This is a genomic window from Nitrosomonas sp., assembly GCA_031316255.1.
In the GTDB taxonomy this organism is placed as follows: Bacteria; Pseudomonadota; Gammaproteobacteria; order Burkholderiales; family Nitrosomonadaceae; genus Nitrosomonas.
Genome location: JALDQW010000001.1, coordinates 2,444,610 through 2,461,593, shown reverse-complemented (window position 1 = coordinate 2,461,593; position 16,984 = coordinate 2,444,610). Strand labels below are relative to the sequence as shown.

Genomic DNA, 16,984 nt, shown 5'->3' with positions numbered 1-16,984 from the left:
CAATCGAGCTGTCAGCTTTTACGGCTGCGGCGCATTGCTGCGATCGAAAACAGCCCTAAACCCAGAAGCGTCAATGTAGCAGGCTCAGGCACCGGATTTGTCTGTGTTTCGATACGCAATTTTTGCTTAACACCATCCGAAAAAGCAGTAAAATCGGTTGCATGTAATGAGAATCCGTCGCCGGTAATTACATTGTTATTATAAAAATCATTAATAGACTGTGAACCAATAGTAATACCGTTGACTGTAACGCCCGCAGCTGCAGCTGCGTCACGCGCTGCCTGAGTAGCAGTCGTGCCTGAAGTACCATCCCCCGAGACATCCATAATCAGATTAGTGCTTTCAAAGCCGTTATCCGCGATTAACGTGGCTAACGATTTGTTCATCCCGGTTGAAATGGTTGTACCGCCACTGCCAGGACGTGCAAAATTGTCCAGTATATCGGCAAATGCATTAATACTGGCCACAGAATTCAACAGGGTATAAGAGTCCAGGCTGGTGGTAAATGCACTTGATGAAAAGAAAATCGCATTCACGGCAATTGCACCATTCGTGCCGTTGGTCAGAATATTGTTTTGGACGACGGGATCGCGAAAAGCATTAGCGTAACCATCCATCATCAGATTGTATTCGCTGCCACTGACACTACCCGACACATCGATGACCAGTGATAGTTCCGAATCAACCAGTACGGCTGAAGCAAAAGAAGAGCTCATCAACAACGGTATTGCTGCCAGGGTACTTTTGGTTATTTTTATCATTTTATATTACCTCTTATTATTGGTTTAAGAATCAAATATTGTATGTACACAATATAATCATACTCTAGCAAATATCATGCCGATTTAGACTTTACGTCCAAATATCAACAACTTAATCAAATTACCGGTTTTTCATGCTTTCATTTTGTAAATAATCTCGACACCTTGGTACAAAATCGGGGTCGGCGAAAATGGAGCAAGCCGATCATCAAGAAAAACAAGTGAAAAAAACGGACGACCCCTGTTTGTTGTGTTGATGTTAGTTTAGTCACATATTTTTTAAATGTTATTGAATAAACTGGTTCCATGAAAAATTTTGGAGAACTAGAATGTTTGATAACACTATTAACGTAGCATTTAACGCAAAAGAACTGGGTAACTTTCAATTAAAACCATTACCAGTAATTGATCCGATATTTATCTGGCCCACTTTTAGAACAATTAAAGGAAACGACAGCAACAATTTTCTTACCGGCAGTTCTTCAATTGACTGGATTTATGGGTACGGTGGCAACGACTGGTTATATGGTTTTGCTGGAAACGATTCTATTTATGGTGGCGATGGCAATGATTATATCGACGGAGGAGCCGGGTCCGACTACCTATATGGCGAAAACGGCAATGATACCGTTTACGGCGGGATTGGAAACGACACAATCCGCGGCGGAAACGGGGACGACAGGCTGTACGGCGGTGCCGGTAACGATACTATTTACGGTGACTTTAACTCTGGATACGGTGACGAAGAACTTCATGGCGGCGATGGCAATGACATACTTTATGCCGGCACAGATGGTTTGGGTGTTGGCAGTGCATATGGCGATGATGGAGATGATGTTTTAGAAGGTACCTGGGACGAAGGCAATGATTATTTTTATGGCGGCAACGGCAACGATATCCTGAATGGTAATAACGGCTACGATTACCTGGATGGCGGTGATGGCGACGATATATTGAATGGCGGGCCAGATGCCGACACACTGTCCGGTGGCAATGGCAACGACACGTTAAATGGCGGTCATCATATTGATCAGCTTTACGGTGGCGCTGGCGATGATGTTCTTTATGGCGATAACGGATATGAAGAACTCGGTTATACAGAAGACAATCTGTATGGTGGTTCAGGCCGGGACTCGCTTTATGGAGAATTTGGGGCCGACACACTTGCAGGCGGTGCAGATGCCGACACGTTTTACTACCTGAAATTAAGTGACAGTGCTTTTGGCGGTGAAATTGACGCAATCGTCGATTTTAACCATGCCGAAGGCGACAGGATCGACCTGTCTGCAATTGATGCAGATTTATTTGTTGCCGGCAATCAAGCTTTTACTGATTCTCAGCTTTATTACGATGAAACATCCGGCCTGTTCACTGCAGGTGTAATTGGAGGCGATGCACTTCAAATCGAGCTCACCGGAGCAGTCGGATTTGATCCGCTACTGAGTGTCGTAGGATAGCCTTCCAGCAGATAAAAGCAATAAATACCAGGCCGCGAATCAAGATACACAAAGCATTCGCGGCTTGCAATACCACAGAGTTTATACCGCACCAAATAGTCCGGAATTTTTCATAACCAAGCAATACAGCTCTTGCGAACAATAGCTCCAATCGTTGTTGGATGCAATTTACAAAACTTTCCATTTTCTCGCAAACGGTATGCGCCAGTTATATAGACGGCCATGTTCGCCGCACCCCTATTTTTCGGGTTTTGTGTTAGCAGAAGGGTTAATGGATGCGCCCTGTTTGCAATCTTATTTGATTTTACCGAGTAACATTTTTAATCTGACAAAATATAGCTACTCAGGTAATATATCGAGCGTTAACTTATGAGGAAAGAAATGAACATAAATTTTAGATCTGTATTAATAACAGGCGCTTTAATCGCGTCGCTGGTTTCAACTGGAGCATTGGCAGAAACTGGCTATGCAGTGCATTACAGTGATGTATTTCAGGGAAGAAAAACTGCAAACAATGAGATTTTCGATCAAAACAAACTCACCGCAGCCCATAAAAAAATAAAATTCGGCACCCGTGTCAAAGTCACCAATCTTGAAAATGATCGCAGTGTTATCGTAACAATCAATGACCGGATGGCGACCCGCAACAAGAATATTATCGACGTCAGTAAAAGCGCGGCAAAAGAACTGGATTTTATCAAGGCAGGCAGAGCCCGTGTGAACCTGGAAATAATTGACTGATTACAGGACTTTACATTTAAGGCGGTAACGTTTTGTTTACCGCCTTATACGAATAGTATTAACTCCGAAACCTTGCTTGCAATTAAATTTATCCATTGGCTGCTTGCAAATGGTTAGCAATCCTCTGTCTTGAGCAACGCGCTAAACCCCCGGCGTTTTTTTATTTTCTTCCTGCGACAATTTGCCACATTCCCAAATTGTAATTCTGCTCTTAAAATAGAGTTAACTTGTGTGTAATCGTCAGGATCGCTTTGTAAACCTGAGTAACAGGAATTCATCTATAAAAAGGATATAACGAATATATATGTATTCGTTATTGCCCGTCAGTCAGGGTTTCTCGCGTCTCCCTGACTGACAATTTCAGGAAATCAAGCGCAGGTACTTCAGAAATAATTCCGGCCTTTTTTATTCAATCAGATTTCAGGATGTCGCCGCACGCTTTGCAGAACAAACTGCCGGGATGGCCCTGAATCATGACCTGATTTTTTATACACGACTATGATTAACATACTTATCGCCTTTACATGCCTTTCGACGGCCGGCTGGATTCCGAAGGCAACATTACTGCCGAACGGCTAAAACGAAAAAACTGATGAAATGGGTTATTATTACCGGTAAATTTTATAAATACTCATAAGGCCACCTCTAAAAATTCATACTTCGTTACAATACTTCGTTGTTTACAAAAAATGTTTCCTTACATATCAATCATATGCTGCGTCAAAATTTTTTGTTCTCGCCTCGTCTTGTTTAGAATTATGAATTTTTAGAGGTGCCCATAACTCATGGACTAACACGATGCAAAGACAACATTCAATTAAACCCGCAACCAAACCAAGTCGCTTGCCAAAGTTAATTACGCTGGGTTTGGTCATGGTGATTATTATTTTTGCGGTTTCACTTTTGCCGAAAGGTTTTTCAGGGGATATTTCGTTAATCGGGAAAGGAACGCCAGTACTGGTTCTGGTTCATGACGATAATATTCTGCAAAGCGGAGAGACCATGGTTGTCATGAATCAAATCAGAAATGATTATGCGACGCGCCTCGAGTTGGTCGTTGCAGACATTAACACGCCGGAAGGACGGACATTCGCCAATGCGAACGGTTTAATGGCAACCGCACTGGTATTTTATTCCGCGAATGGACAGCATGTAAAAACACTTTATGCCGCTCAAACAGCCGAATCTTTGCGCCAGGAATTGGATAGCATTTTTTAGCCCGGGCTGCATTAATTATCCAAATTTTACTGCTTTATACCTGTTAGAGCCCGCATTCATCCCAGTCAAAGCGAACGGCCACGTCCGTACCCACCACCCCCAGGCGTTTCAATCACCATTGCATCGCCTGTTTCAAGTTGCACGCTGGCCGTAGCGCTCAATTTTTCAACTTCGTCGGTTTTCCGCACAACAGTATTTCGCCCCAACTGCCCCGGTTCACCGCCATTCAACCCAAACGGTGCAATACGCCGATGGTTGGACAGAATTGCAGCATGCATGGCCGCATTAAAACGAATTCGGCGGATGACGCCGTCGCCGCCGTTATGTTCTCCTCTGCCGCCGGAGTTTCTGCGAATCGAAAAGTTTTCCAGCCGGACGGGATAACGCGATTCGAGCACTTCGGGATCAGTTAGACGCGAGTTGGTCATATGGGTGTGCACTGCACTCTGGCCGTCGAAATCGAGCCCTGCGCCGGCGCCGCCACAAATTGTTTCGTAGTATTGATATGTATCGTTGCCAAAGGTGAAGTTGTTCATCGTGCCCTGCGCGGCAGCCATCACACCCAGCGCACCATATAAGGCATCTGTCACACACTGGCTGGTTTCCACATTACCGGCGACTACGGCTGCCGGATACCGGGGATTGAGCATGCTACCCTCGGGCACAATGATTTCGATTGGCTTCAAACAACCTGCGTTGAGCGGGATGTCGTCTTTGACCAGTGTGCGGAATACATATAATACGGCTGCCCGGCAAACGGGCAGCGGCGCGTTGAAATTATTGGGGCGCTGATCGGAAGTCCCGGTAAAGTCGACCACAGCTTTGCGCGCCTGTTTGTCGATACGAATCGCAACCCGAATAATAGCGCCATCGTCCATTTCATAGGCAAACTCACCGTCGGACAATACATCGAGCACGCGGCGCACGGTTTCCTCGGCGTTGTCCTGCACATGCTGCATATAGGCTTCGACCACGTTCAAGCCGAAGTGATCGACCATGCGCCTGAGTTCCTGTACCCCTTTTTCATTGGCGGCAATCTGCGCGCCGAGATCGGCGATATTCTGGTCGGGATTGCGCGCCGGGTACGGACCACGCATCAATAATTGACGAATTTCTTCATCCAGCAGTGTGTAGTTGTGCACAATCCGGATATTGTCAAACAGGATGCCTTCTTCCTCCACTGTAGTGCTGTTGGGTGGCATGGAACCCGGTGTCATACCGCCGAGATCGGCATGATGACCACGCGAAGCGATATAAAAAATGATCTGGCCGCGTTGATCATCGAATACCGGCGTGACCACAGTCACATCCGGCAAATGCGTGCCGCCGTTATACGGGGCATTAATCGCGTATACACTGCCCGGTTTCATGTCAGCATGGCCTTCAATGACGGCCTTGACGCTCTCCCCCATACTGCCCAGATGCACCGGCATATGCGGTGCGTTGGCAACCAGATTGCCGTAACGGTCAAACACGGCGCACGAAAAATCAAGCCGTTCCTTGATATTGACCGACGAAGCCGTATTGGCCAGGGTCGCGCCCATCTGCTCGGCGATAGACATAAACAGATTATTGAATACTTCGAGCATCACCGGATCGGCGTTTGTACCGATGCTTTCACGTTTTGGCCGGAGTTGATGGCGCGTGAGCAGCAACTCGCCGTTGGACTGACAATACGCCTGCCAGCCCGGTTCAACAACAATCGTGGCGTTGGCGTTGCTGATAATCGCCGGGCCTTGAATACGGTCACCCGCATGCAACTGATTGCTCGCATAAACCGGTGCGGCATGTTGTTTCCCGCCGCTGGTCATGGGGACTATAGCGACCGCCCGCAGTTTTTCGTGCCGTATGGTTTCGATGCTGCCCAGATTAACGATGCCTGCAACAGTACCGCCGGTCTTGCCGACGGCTTCCACCGATACCGAGGCAATCACCAGAGCGCCATCCGGCTGAACATAACCAAACTGGCGCTGATGCAATTCAGAGAAATCCGTTTGCAATTGCTCGAGTGGCGCAAGCGTCACTGTCAACGCAGTAACGGTACCCGGATAACGCAAATCGATTGTTTTGACGAGTGTAATCTGATCCGATGCAATACCCTGGCTGGCAACTTTCTGTTGTGCAACCTGCGCCATTTTGTCCAGTTTCTGATTAACTCTTTGCAGTGTCTGCAAATCGAGCGGCGCTTCAACCGTAGCAGTTTGAATGGCGGAAATATCAGCAAGCCCCATACCATACGCCGACAATACCCCCGCCAGCGGATGAATTATGATCGATTCCATGCCCAGCGCATCGGCGACCAGACAAACGTGCTGTCCCGCTGCGCCGCCAAAGCCGTTAAGCACGTAGCGGGTAATGTCATGACCTTTCTCGACCGAGATTTTTTTGATTGCATTGGCCATGTTCTCCACCGCGATATGCAGAAAACCCTCGGCCACCTGTTCGGGCGTATAGTTTCTTCCGCTGGCCGCGGACACTTCGCCAGCCAGACGTGAAAACTGTTCTTTGACCATCGCGGCATCCAACGGCGCGTTGGCTTGCGGTCCGAAAATCTGCGGAAAGAAACCCGGCTGAATTTTGCCGAGCATGACATTGCAGTCAGTCACTGTCAGCGGCCCGCCACGCCGGTAGCAGGCCGGGCCCGGGTTCGCACCCGCACTGTCGGGCCCGACACGAAAGCGGCTGCCGTCAAAATGAAGAATCGAACCGCCACCCGCAGCAACGGTATGAATCGCCATCATCGGCGCACGAATGCGAACACCAGCCACATGACCATCGTAAATACGTTCAAAGTCACCGTCATAATGACTGACATCGGTCGACGTGCCACCCATGTCAAAACCGATAACCTTGTCAAAACCCGCCTGCACTGCCGTGCGCGCCATGCCGACCACACCGCCCGCCGGACCGGATAGCATACTGTCCTTGCCCTGAAACCGGTCGGCCTGTGTGAGACCGCCACTCGATTGCATAAACAGCAACTGCGTATCACCCAGTACTGCGGCAATTTGATCGATATAACGCCTTAATATCGGTGACAGATAAGCATCCATTACCGTGGTATCGCCACGTGAAACGAGCTTGATGAGCGGACTCACCTGATGACTGACGGAAATCTGCTTAAAACCGATTTTCCCGGCGACCCGTGCTGCGGCTAACTCATGCGCATGAAAACGGTAACCATGCATGAACACAATTGCCACCGCCCGAGTGCCATGCTGATAGACGCGGCTTAATTCGGCAGCCAATGCCGTTTCGTCGAGTTTCTCGATCACTTCGCCATCCGCACCCACCCGCTCCTTTGCCTCAATCACCGTTTCGTACAGCATTTCCGGCAATTGAATTTCCAGATCAAACAACCGCGGACGGTTCTGGTAGCCGATGCGCAGTGCATCGGCAAACCCTTGGGTAATCACCAGCACAACCCGCTCGCCCTTGCGTTCGAGTAAAGCGTTGGTGGCAATAGTCGTACCCATTTTGACATGATCAATGCAATGCGCCGGTATCCCTGTATTTGACTCAACACCCAAGATCCGACGTATACCTTCCAGAGCTGCGTCAGGGTAGTGTTCGGGGTTTTCCGACAGCAGCTTGCGGGTAACCAGACCGCCATCTGAAGAACGCGCAACAATATCGGTAAACGTTCCGCCGCGGTCGATCCAGAATTGCCATTGTTTACTGTTTGCGGCATCGGGTTGTGGTTCATGCATGGCATTCAAATCACGGTGGATGTTACTTTGGTGGTCAAATTGCCAAATGATACACCACTGACCCACTCAACGGATTTTCAACGTAACGAATCCTGTCAAACAACCAGCGGCGGCATGGGACAATCAATCAAATCGGCAATTGCACGAAACAGTTCGGCCTCGGCGGCGGACACCTGCTGATCCGCCACAATCGCCTGCGCAAAAGCCTTCAGCAACAACGGTTTTTTAAGTGGAGCCAACCGGGCCAATTGATCCAGTGCAGTACTGACATGTTCCAGTTTCAATACGTTAGTGGGTAACAATGCAATATCCAGACCATCCAGTTTTTCCCTGGCTGCAGAAAAAGCATGCTCCTTGCTCACACTTTGCGGTTTCCCGGCATGGACCAATAAAGACAAAACCACGGCACAGGCCTGCCGTGTCTGCGCCAGCATCAATTGCCCCGTTTGTTGCTTTTTTTCCTCAAATGCAATATCCAGGTGGTGAAATATAATCTGCTGCACTGTCCATTCAAACAGATGAATTCTGTTATCCATTTTCACCAGCACATTGAGATTCTCTTTGAACAGCAGATACTGCCGCTTTGACAACTGACGCAACGTCGACAGCGCAATGTCCAGTACCGGCAATCGATGCGCCAGTTCCAGTTTGGCAAACTGCTTAACCAGCTTAACAGTTTCTGCATACACGCCATCGTCCGCCGCTGTTTCCAGATGCTGTAACTGCTGCTGACGCATGGCCGGCGCATTATCCAACACCATAAAGTAAATCAAGGCCCGCGCGGCAAATGGATCATGCGCGGCCTGCTTGATTTCGGCAGGCAGTTCGTTGAGCACCAGGTGCGCGTAGTTGATTTGTGCATCGTTTAACTGGCCGATACGGTTTACGAATGCGCCGCCTGCCATCATTGCTGCAGCACCGGCCATTAACCCTGCTGCTTTGGGCTGTGAATCATGACTTGAAAAGTCTTCACTCAGTTGGGATTCCTCAATAGCAGGGACATCAAACTTCCCGTTCCAATTGGGTTCAATCTGACGAATGCGTTGCTCCAGTGGCGGATGGGTGGCAAGCAGGCTGGTTACTGTATGCCTGATACCGTCGCCAAAAAGCGCATGGCTGATTTCCGCGCCATTCGGGTTTAACAATGTGGAACCGGCGGCATCGCTGCCGATACGCTTGAGCGCACCGGCTATGCCGCCCGGATTACGGGTAAACTGCACCGCCGAAGCGTCTGCCAGGTATTCGCGCTGGCGGTTAACCGAGGCTTTGATCAGATTGCCAAATAATGTGCCGCCATAGCCAATCGCCATTAGTCCCAGGCCCAGCATTACAGCGCCGCCGACATTTCTGGAATTTCTGGAGCGTCCGTCTGAACGCAACAAATATTCACCAATCAGACCGAGCACCATAATGCCGTGCAAAATGCCGATCAACTGGAGATTCAAATTCATATCGCCATTTAAAATATGACTGAACTCATGCGCAATCACGCCTTGCAACTCATCCCGGTTTAATTTCTCAATGGCGCCACGGGTGACGCCAATGACGGCGTTACTGGGCGAGTCTCCGGCGGCAAATGCATTAATACCGTCTTCATGCAACAGATAAACCAGCGGCACCGGCGTGCCGGATGCAATAGCCATTTCTTCCACCACATTCAGCACGCGCTGTTTGTACACGTCCCCGCTGCCGTTGACAATCAGTTCCGCCCCCATCATTTCAGCGATTTTTTCACCGCTGCCGCCGAGACTGTTTATTTTGTATAAACTGCCAAATATAACAATCGCGATGACGCCCACGCCAACCTTCAAAAACAGGTTCCAGTCAAATTGCTGAAAAAATGATTCCAGCGTCAGGAACTGAAGATTGAAAAAACCAAACACAAACATCACCAGCAGGTTGGTCAGGATAATCAGCGTAAACACCGCCAGCATGAACAATACCACTAGACGGGTCGTGCTCTGCCGCGCACGCGCCTGCAATTCAAAGAAATTCATGACCTGATATCAGAAGGAAACTTTGGGCGCAACCTGAATCTGGGCGCTGTCCTCAAATTCCAGCAATGACGCATCCGCGCGATGACCGAACATACCGGCAAAAACCACCGGCGGGAAAGACTGCTTGTACGTGTTATAGTCCATCACCTGATCGTTAAACGCCTGACGGGCAAACGACACCTTGTTTTCCGTGCTGACGAGTTCTTCGCTCAACTGCATCATGTTCTGATTGGCCTTAAGTTCGGGATAAGCCTCCAGCACCACGTTGAATTTACCCATTGCACCAGCCAGTTGACCTTCGGCGCCGATCAGTTCGCGCATCGCCCGGGCATTGGTCGGATCCGAAGCCGCCGCCGCCAGATTATTGGCAGCCACATTACGCGCGGCAATCACCGCTTCCAGCGTTTCCCGTTCATGCTTCAGGTAGCCTTTGGCGGTTTCAATCAGATTGGGAATCAAATCATAACGGCGCTTCAACTGGACTTCAATCTGGGCGAACGCGTTTTTGTAGCGATTACGCTTGGTCACCAGATTATTGAAAATCGCGATAACATAAAAAAACATCATCGCCAACACAACCAGTATCACAATCGTCGTTATTTCCATCATTTACTCCCATTTGAAGATCAAGCGTTATCAGGTAAAACAATCCCAATATGATGAAGGCTGCCCTGCCTATTGTAAAGCGTGAATAAACCATAAAAATCAACGCATCACTGGGAATTGAATGCTTTGAAATGAAAGTACGGAAATAACCAACCGAGTCGGGTTATGGGGTTATGGGGTTATGGGGTTATGGGGTTATGGGGTTATGGGGTTTTTCCATAACCCCGGCCCAATCAGCGCTGACTTATTTCTGATAAAGGCCGAGTTTCATTACCCGGCTTAACAAACTGAAATGCTTATCCAATGAATAAACCAAGCAATCATTGTCCGTTGCATTCTGGGCGATGATCAAATCAGGAATCCCCACGCCATTTGCACCAGCCTTCAGACACTTCACCTGATACTCAATGATTTCTTCCCAATCGATAGTCAATGGAATCTGTTTAATTTCATGGAGTAATTGAATAACAGCGATTTGCTTCTTGATCCTCAAATAAGGAACGAGTTCAGCCAGGATAATGTCATTAATAACAAGCAGATTTTCATCAATCAGATTATCCAGTGGTGCAGAATGCTCGCCACTGCGGAAATAATCAATCCATATTGACGTATCAACCAGAACCTGCATTAACCACGATTCCGCAAGGTATCGAGATCAATATCCAGATCAATTTTTCCTTTATACCGCTTGAGATTCCTAATCTTTGATTTTTGAATCAATTCTTCCAGCGCCAACACAATAACACCCGTTTTAGTGCGCGTTTGTGTCAACTTCATTGCCTCGTCCAATAAATCCTCTGGCAAATCAATTGTAGTACGCATATTTTAACCCCTGAATAATGCATAACATATTAGCTAACTATGCATATAGTTTCAATCCTTCGTGCATTAAATGATTGATGGGTGGTTGACCTAAATTTCAACCCATATTTTTGCAAATTGTAAAACATGGATTGATTGCAGGTTGTAGATAAGTGAAACGCCATCCACCAAACTCATCTATCACCAGTCAACCATCATTTTGAACCCGCCAACGCATCAATCAACAACTGCCGCATGTCATACGCTTGCCCTTCCCCCGATTGAATAATCGTGAAATCCGGGTTGCCGGGTTTCAGGTCATCCAGTCCACGTTCCCGGCCGGACGCCAGAAAATCGTTTATTGCCAGCCGGTAGGTTTTGGAAGCGTCTATCAGCTTGCCGTTGACCAGCCAGACGCCGTTTTGCCGTTGTGTATTGGCCGATTGCAGGAAACCGCCGGAATCCTTGTTTGCCAACCCCTGATCGAGGACTCTGGTCAACAGGCTGCCTTTGATTGTCGCCAGTTGTACTTGGCCGCCGAACGGCAAGATACGGATAATATCGTAGACGGTAATTTTTCCCGGCGGCAGGGTATCGTCGATACGAATGGCGCCGCTGTTATAAAGCGACAAATCGGCATCGGGATAAGCCGTCATCATGCTGTCGGCGATCAGCCGGGTCAGGTTGGTCTGTGAGCTGCGCACGCTGGATTCGAGGCCATCGAGCGGCTCGGTGATCGTGGTTACCACCTTTTCCGGTTCAAAGCCCTGTTGCCGAAAAGCGTCAAATGCAATCGCCACCCACTGGTCGACGACGGTTTTTACCGCAGGATCTTCTTCGAGCCGCTCATCAATCGGCACAAACCGGGGTTTGACTTCGGTCTGACCGGTTGCCGGGTCGAAATACAGATCGACGACATACACCGAACGCACATTGGCGTCGCCTTTCAAGATCGGCGCAAAACGGCTGCCACGCCAACGCTGATAGTTGATATGTTCGTGCCCGCCAAGCACCAGCCCGACCTGCGGGTTTTGCTGCACCAGTGCAACGTCATCGGCGATCGATTGATGCGTCAACGCGACAATAAAATCAGCCTGCCCGGACAATTGCGCAACCTGCTGGCCCGCCACCGCCAACGGGTCGGTATAACGCACATAGGCCGCTTTGTTTGCTGACAACGTCAGGCCGAACAGGCCGATTTTGAACGTTTTGCCGTTCTTGGGATTTGTAAAAGGAACAACGAGATTTTGCCGCACGCCGTCATACGACTGGCCATTGATATCGAACACATTGCTCGACACCCAGGTAAATCGGGCTTCCTGCATGCGCTGGCGGAACTGGTTTTCTTTCAAATCAAATTCATGATTACCAAATGTGGCGTAGTCCAACCCGAAATGGTTCAACACATCGACCATTTGCCGCCCGGCCAGCCGGTCGCCCTGATATTCGGCGGTGCCGATTGCGGACGGACTGAACAAATCGCCGCCCAGCAAAGTGATGGTATTCGGATTGCGTACCAGCAACTGATTGCGTAACGTTGCCACCCGCGCAATACCGCCTTCCCTGCCGCCGCTGACCGGCGTGATTTCGTAAATGTCATTAAAATGCAGGATGGTGACATGAATTCTGTCATCTTCCGTCACAGCCTGATCGGAAACGGTGGCGCAAGCTGTCAACAATACAATAAAACAAACCGACAACACGAATGATTTCATATTCTTCACGGCAAGCTCCTGCAGTTCTCAATTTAACCTTTTGAGTGTAGCATGCCGTTCAAAAAAAATGCCCGCAAATGCCAGGCGCTATTTTTACCGTCGCAGCAGTTGTCAAGAATGAAAAATCAACGGCAGCAAAAGGATAGTTCCAATGCTGCCGCAAGATGCGAAGAATATACTGGCATCAGCATTGAACGTGCATGTCTGAATGCGCGGCTGTAGGGATTGCACGCAATGATTGCTGTTGGGAAAAAGTATCCTTGGCCGTTGCGTGATTGTTTTTGACAAAGGCTGCCAGTTCATCAGCCGGTAACGGACGGCTGTAATAATAGCCTTGAATCAGCTCACAATCACATTTGGACAGAAATTCGAGCTGCGCCTGTATCTCGACACCCTCAGCAACAATCTTTTTATTGAGTGCATGCGCCATGGCAGCAATGGTCGCAGCGATGGCGCCACCCTCACCGTTTTCCTGAATTTTACGTACAAAAGACATATCGATTTTTATGGTATCAAACGGCAATTGTTCCAGATAGGACATCGATGAATAACCCGTGCCGAAATCGTCTATGGACAACTGCACACCGAGATTCTTGAGCCTTTGAAGCATTGCCACCACGACTTCGGTATCTTCCATCAGGACGCTTTCGGTTATTTCAAGTTCCAGGCAATGGGGCGGAATCGCATTCACCGCAAGCACATGTTCAACCATCTGGAAAAAATCGGATTGCCGGAATTGTTTAACCGAAACATTCACCGCGATATAGTCCAGTTGAACTCCCGCATTCAGCCATTGACGAAATTGCGTGCAGGCATCGCTCAATATGATACGCCCGATATCGACGATTAATCCTGTATTTTCAGCAACCGGAATGAAATCACCCGGAGACACAAATCCCATTTCCGGATGATTCCAGCGCACCAGTGTTTCAACACCCTGCACCAATCCGGATTTTGGCTCAACCTGCGGCTGGTAATACAAAACGAATTGGCCCTCGACAATAGCATTGCGCAATTCACGTTCGATGGCAGCACGTTTGTTAACTTCCACATTCATGCTTTCTTCAAAGAAAATATACTGATTGCCGCCTTTTTCCTTGGCGCGATACATGGCGATATCGGCGTTACGCATCAGGTCGGCAATCGACTCGCCATCCTGCGGATAAATAGCGATACCGATACTGGCGGCGAGTACATTTTTTTCGTTGTTGAAAATAAACGGTTTGCCCAGAACGGCAATGATTTTCTCGGCGACAGACTGCGCGGACTGCTCCGAATCCAGTTCGCTGATGATAATGGCAAATTCGTCTCCTCCGAACCGCGCCACCGTGTCGCCTTCATAAATGCAACCGTGCAACCGTTCTCCGGCTTCACGTAGCAGTTCATCGCCAACCGAATGCCCGTAGCTGTCATTGACCATTTTAAACCGGTCCAAATCGATATACAGTACAGCCAGCCTGCGTTCGCTACGCTGATTCTGTGCGATTTCTTTGTGCAGCTGCTCCATAAAAAGGAAACGGTTCGGTAATTCCGTCAATGCATCGATACGCGCTTGCCGCAACAATAATTCTTCCCGGTTTTTGGTGAACAGCGCAACGGCCACTCTGTCGGCAAAATCATGGATGCGCTGTGTATCCTCCCGGCTCCAGTTGACGGGAACTTTGAATCCCAGTGAAATATAACCGACCATTTGAGCTTTCCAGCTCAGCGGTAAAATAAACAAGCGGTTCAGACGCTTCAAAACGGGCTCGATTTTCTGGTTCAGATCGAGCTTGCCGATAGCCTGACGGTCAATCCAGACACCTTTGGAACCGACCTGCAACAATTGATGCATATGGCTTGAAATATCGCACAGCGTGCAGATGCGTTTCTGCCTCACATCCAGCAGGTACATAGCTGCTTTCTCGGGCGCATCCTGATCAAATACAGAAACCGCAGAAAAATCCGCCCTGATCATGCCATGTAAATGCGCCAGCACATACCGCACAATTTTGTCGATATCGAGCCCGGACAGTATTTCCCGATCAATCAGCGACAACGCGGTCATTGTTTTAAATTGCACACCCAATTGCGCGGTCATTTTATTGAAAGAAGTCGCCAGTTCGCCAAATTCATCGGCACTGATCACATCCACCTGGGTGGCGAAATCACGATTGCCAAGCCTGCGCGTTCCATCAATCAGTTTCTCCAGCGGCACCAGAACACGCCTGATCTGTATCATGCTGAATAATAAAATGACCAGTATTGAAAGAATCGCGCTGCCCCAGAGTATGGTATTAAATCTTGACAGGCTGCCGAGTGCATCTGTTTCGGGCTGCATTGCAACGACCAGCCAGCGCGGCGTTAGAAAATGCGGTTCTAGAAAAATTTCATGATAATTGGCAATATAGTGTGCATCGCCCTGTTTCCAGTCAAACCCGCCTTTTGCATGCTGCGCCGCCTGTTCCAATGGTTGTTCGATCACTACTGGTTCAGACTGATGCGCGCAAAACAATGTTTTGTAATTTTCGTTCGTAACGCAAAGCCCCAGGTGGAGCGGCAGGGATTCTTCATCCCCCCAGAGATATTCCGGCATGATATCCGCAATTAAGATACCGTGTTGCGGCGCTGCAGCAGCCAACGCAACCAGAATTAATATCTTGCGCTCAACGCCATTGAACTGCGTTTTTAATAGCGGCAACCCGGTGGCAAGATGCCTGAGTTCTGCTGCACTCAGCGGATTAATTTGCTGCAATTCACCCAACAGCGCTATTGAATTGCCTTCATTGTCTTCTGGCAGAAAAAGCGTGAGGTTGCGGATGCTTTGCCCCAATTGTCTGTCATGCACCTTGGAAAAAGATCGATTGGATAGCTGCAATCCCACAGCATGTAGTTGCTGTTCAGCTAGTACCAGGCGCTCGTAAATCACTTTATTGTAACTATCGCTGGCTGCGGCAAGTTGGTGATGCGCTTTTTGCAGCAACAGGTCATTGGATTCCGAATATGACAGATACGCCAGAAAAGAAACCGGTATGAACGTCGACAGGACAAAAAACAACAACATTCTACGAGCGACCTTACTGTGAAGAATTTTCTTATCTGGTTTCATGAGATATGCTAATAATCTTTAGCACGGCCGACAAAGCGGCCGTTATTGGCACGTACAATATCGTCGCGACTGGCATTTGCAGTTAACGGCGACGCGCTTGCACCGTCTTTACCCATACTAAAAAGATCATAGTCCGAATTAATCGGCACCAGATTATGATCTTTACGGGCCTTGCCTTTACCTTTCAAGTTCGGATCGGACAAATTCAAATATTGGTAAGGATTACCCCAGGGATCGAGCATCCCGCCCAAACCAATTTCGGCCAACGAACCGGGATATCGTCCTCCATTGAAATACGAATAGACTGTAATCTGTTTTGAAATCGCACCAATATCCTGGATTGCCTGCGCCGCCCGGGCGCGATCAATATAGTCGCTGTACATCGGCATGGAGATCGTGGCCAGAACACCGATAATGGCTACGACGACCATGAGCTCGATTAATGTGAATGCACGTTGCAGTTTTTTTATGCAACCAGAACTGTTTTCCATTGGTTAACTTATCGCGCGCATTTATTTGTGATCTGCAACAGTCTGGTTTTCAGCTACTGGGAACCTTGTTGAACGGTTTTTGAACGGTATTGTTGATCGAAAAAAAAACGAAATTCCATAGTATTTTAAATATCTTCACCCTGCCTTAGAATAAAGCAAAATCCTGGTTACTATTTCGGCAAAAACAACCTGTTTTTTAATGTTATTAAGAACCTCAACCACAAAATTACGGTAAAAGGGCACGATACAGATTAACGCTCAAATTTCCATACACTATTCTGTTTTCTGACATGAAATTCGACCAACATTTCAATGCGGATAAAATGCGCCGAAACAAGCGGCACGACAACTTTTCGGCAAAGTTGACGCCTAATCCATACTGAGCAACACTGATATTCA

Annotated in this window: 12 protein-coding genes; 3 read left to right on the top strand and 9 right to left on the bottom strand. The window is 48.3% G+C overall.

The window, feature by feature from the left end:
• Positions 1 to 11 precede the first annotated feature (11 nt).
• Positions 12 to 761, bottom strand: a complete 750-nt coding sequence (locus MRK00_10865) for a DUF1194 domain-containing protein (protein ID MDR4517872.1) — start codon at positions 759 to 761, stop codon at positions 12 to 14.
• Positions 762 to 1,090: 329 nt separating this feature from the next.
• Here MRK00_10865 and MRK00_10860 point away from each other — a divergent pair, with 329 nt between their 5' ends.
• The 3 genes from MRK00_10860 to MRK00_10850 all read left to right on the top strand — a co-directional run bounded on the left by MRK00_10860 (position 1,091) and on the right by MRK00_10850 (position 4,177).
• On the top strand, positions 1,091 to 2,218 hold the full coding sequence (locus MRK00_10860; GenBank protein ID MDR4517871.1) for a hypothetical protein: 1,128 nt from the start codon (positions 1,091 to 1,093) through the stop codon (positions 2,216 to 2,218).
• Between the two features lie 381 nt (positions 2,219 to 2,599).
• Complete coding sequence (locus MRK00_10855) at positions 2,600 to 2,959, top strand: septal ring lytic transglycosylase RlpA family protein (GenBank protein MDR4517870.1); 360 nt, start codon at positions 2,600 to 2,602, stop codon at positions 2,957 to 2,959.
• Positions 2,960 to 3,757: 798 nt separating this feature from the next.
• Positions 3,758 to 4,177 (top strand): hypothetical protein, encoded by a 420-nt coding sequence (locus tag MRK00_10850; GenBank protein ID MDR4517869.1) that lies wholly within the window; start codon positions 3,758 to 3,760, stop codon positions 4,175 to 4,177.
• A 65-nt stretch (positions 4,178 to 4,242) separates the two neighbouring features.
• On the opposite strand, the gene MRK00_10845 is transcribed toward MRK00_10850, so the two are convergent.
• From MRK00_10845 to MRK00_10810, 8 genes are all read right to left on the bottom strand, one after another.
• Complete coding sequence (locus MRK00_10845; protein ID MDR4517868.1) at positions 4,243 to 7,887, bottom strand: hydantoinase B/oxoprolinase family protein; 3,645 nt, start codon at positions 7,885 to 7,887, stop codon at positions 4,243 to 4,245.
• 95 nt (positions 7,888 to 7,982) lie between these two features.
• Positions 7,983 to 9,884 (bottom strand): M48 family metallopeptidase, encoded by a 1,902-nt coding sequence (locus MRK00_10840; GenBank protein ID MDR4517867.1) that lies wholly within the window; start codon positions 9,882 to 9,884, stop codon positions 7,983 to 7,985.
• 9 nt (positions 9,885 to 9,893) lie between these two features.
• Positions 9,894 to 10,490, bottom strand: coding sequence for a LemA family protein (locus tag MRK00_10835; protein ID MDR4517866.1), 597 nt, complete (start codon positions 10,488 to 10,490; stop codon positions 9,894 to 9,896).
• Positions 10,491 to 10,734: 244 nt separating this feature from the next.
• Positions 10,735 to 11,118, bottom strand: a complete 384-nt coding sequence (locus MRK00_10830; protein MDR4517865.1) for a PIN domain-containing protein — start codon at positions 11,116 to 11,118, stop codon at positions 10,735 to 10,737.
• Positions 11,118 to 11,312 (bottom strand): type II toxin-antitoxin system VapB family antitoxin, encoded by a 195-nt coding sequence (locus tag MRK00_10825; protein ID MDR4517864.1) that lies wholly within the window; start codon positions 11,310 to 11,312, stop codon positions 11,118 to 11,120. Before MRK00_10825 ends, MRK00_10830 begins: the two co-directional genes overlap by 1 nt.
• Positions 11,313 to 11,506: 194 nt before the next feature.
• Positions 11,507 to 13,006 carry a bifunctional metallophosphatase/5'-nucleotidase gene (locus MRK00_10820; protein MDR4517863.1) on the bottom strand — a complete coding sequence of 500 codons (1,500 nt, stop codon included), beginning with the start codon at positions 13,004 to 13,006 and terminating at the stop codon, positions 11,507 to 11,509.
• 184 nt (positions 13,007 to 13,190) lie between these two features.
• Positions 13,191 to 16,094, bottom strand: a complete 2,904-nt coding sequence (locus tag MRK00_10815; protein ID MDR4517862.1) for an EAL domain-containing protein — start codon at positions 16,092 to 16,094, stop codon at positions 13,191 to 13,193.
• 8 nt (positions 16,095 to 16,102) lie between these two features.
• Positions 16,103 to 16,585 carry a prepilin-type N-terminal cleavage/methylation domain-containing protein gene (locus MRK00_10810; GenBank protein MDR4517861.1) on the bottom strand — a complete coding sequence of 161 codons (483 nt, stop codon included), beginning with the start codon at positions 16,583 to 16,585 and terminating at the stop codon, positions 16,103 to 16,105.
• Positions 16,586 to 16,984: the final 399 nt, after the last annotated feature.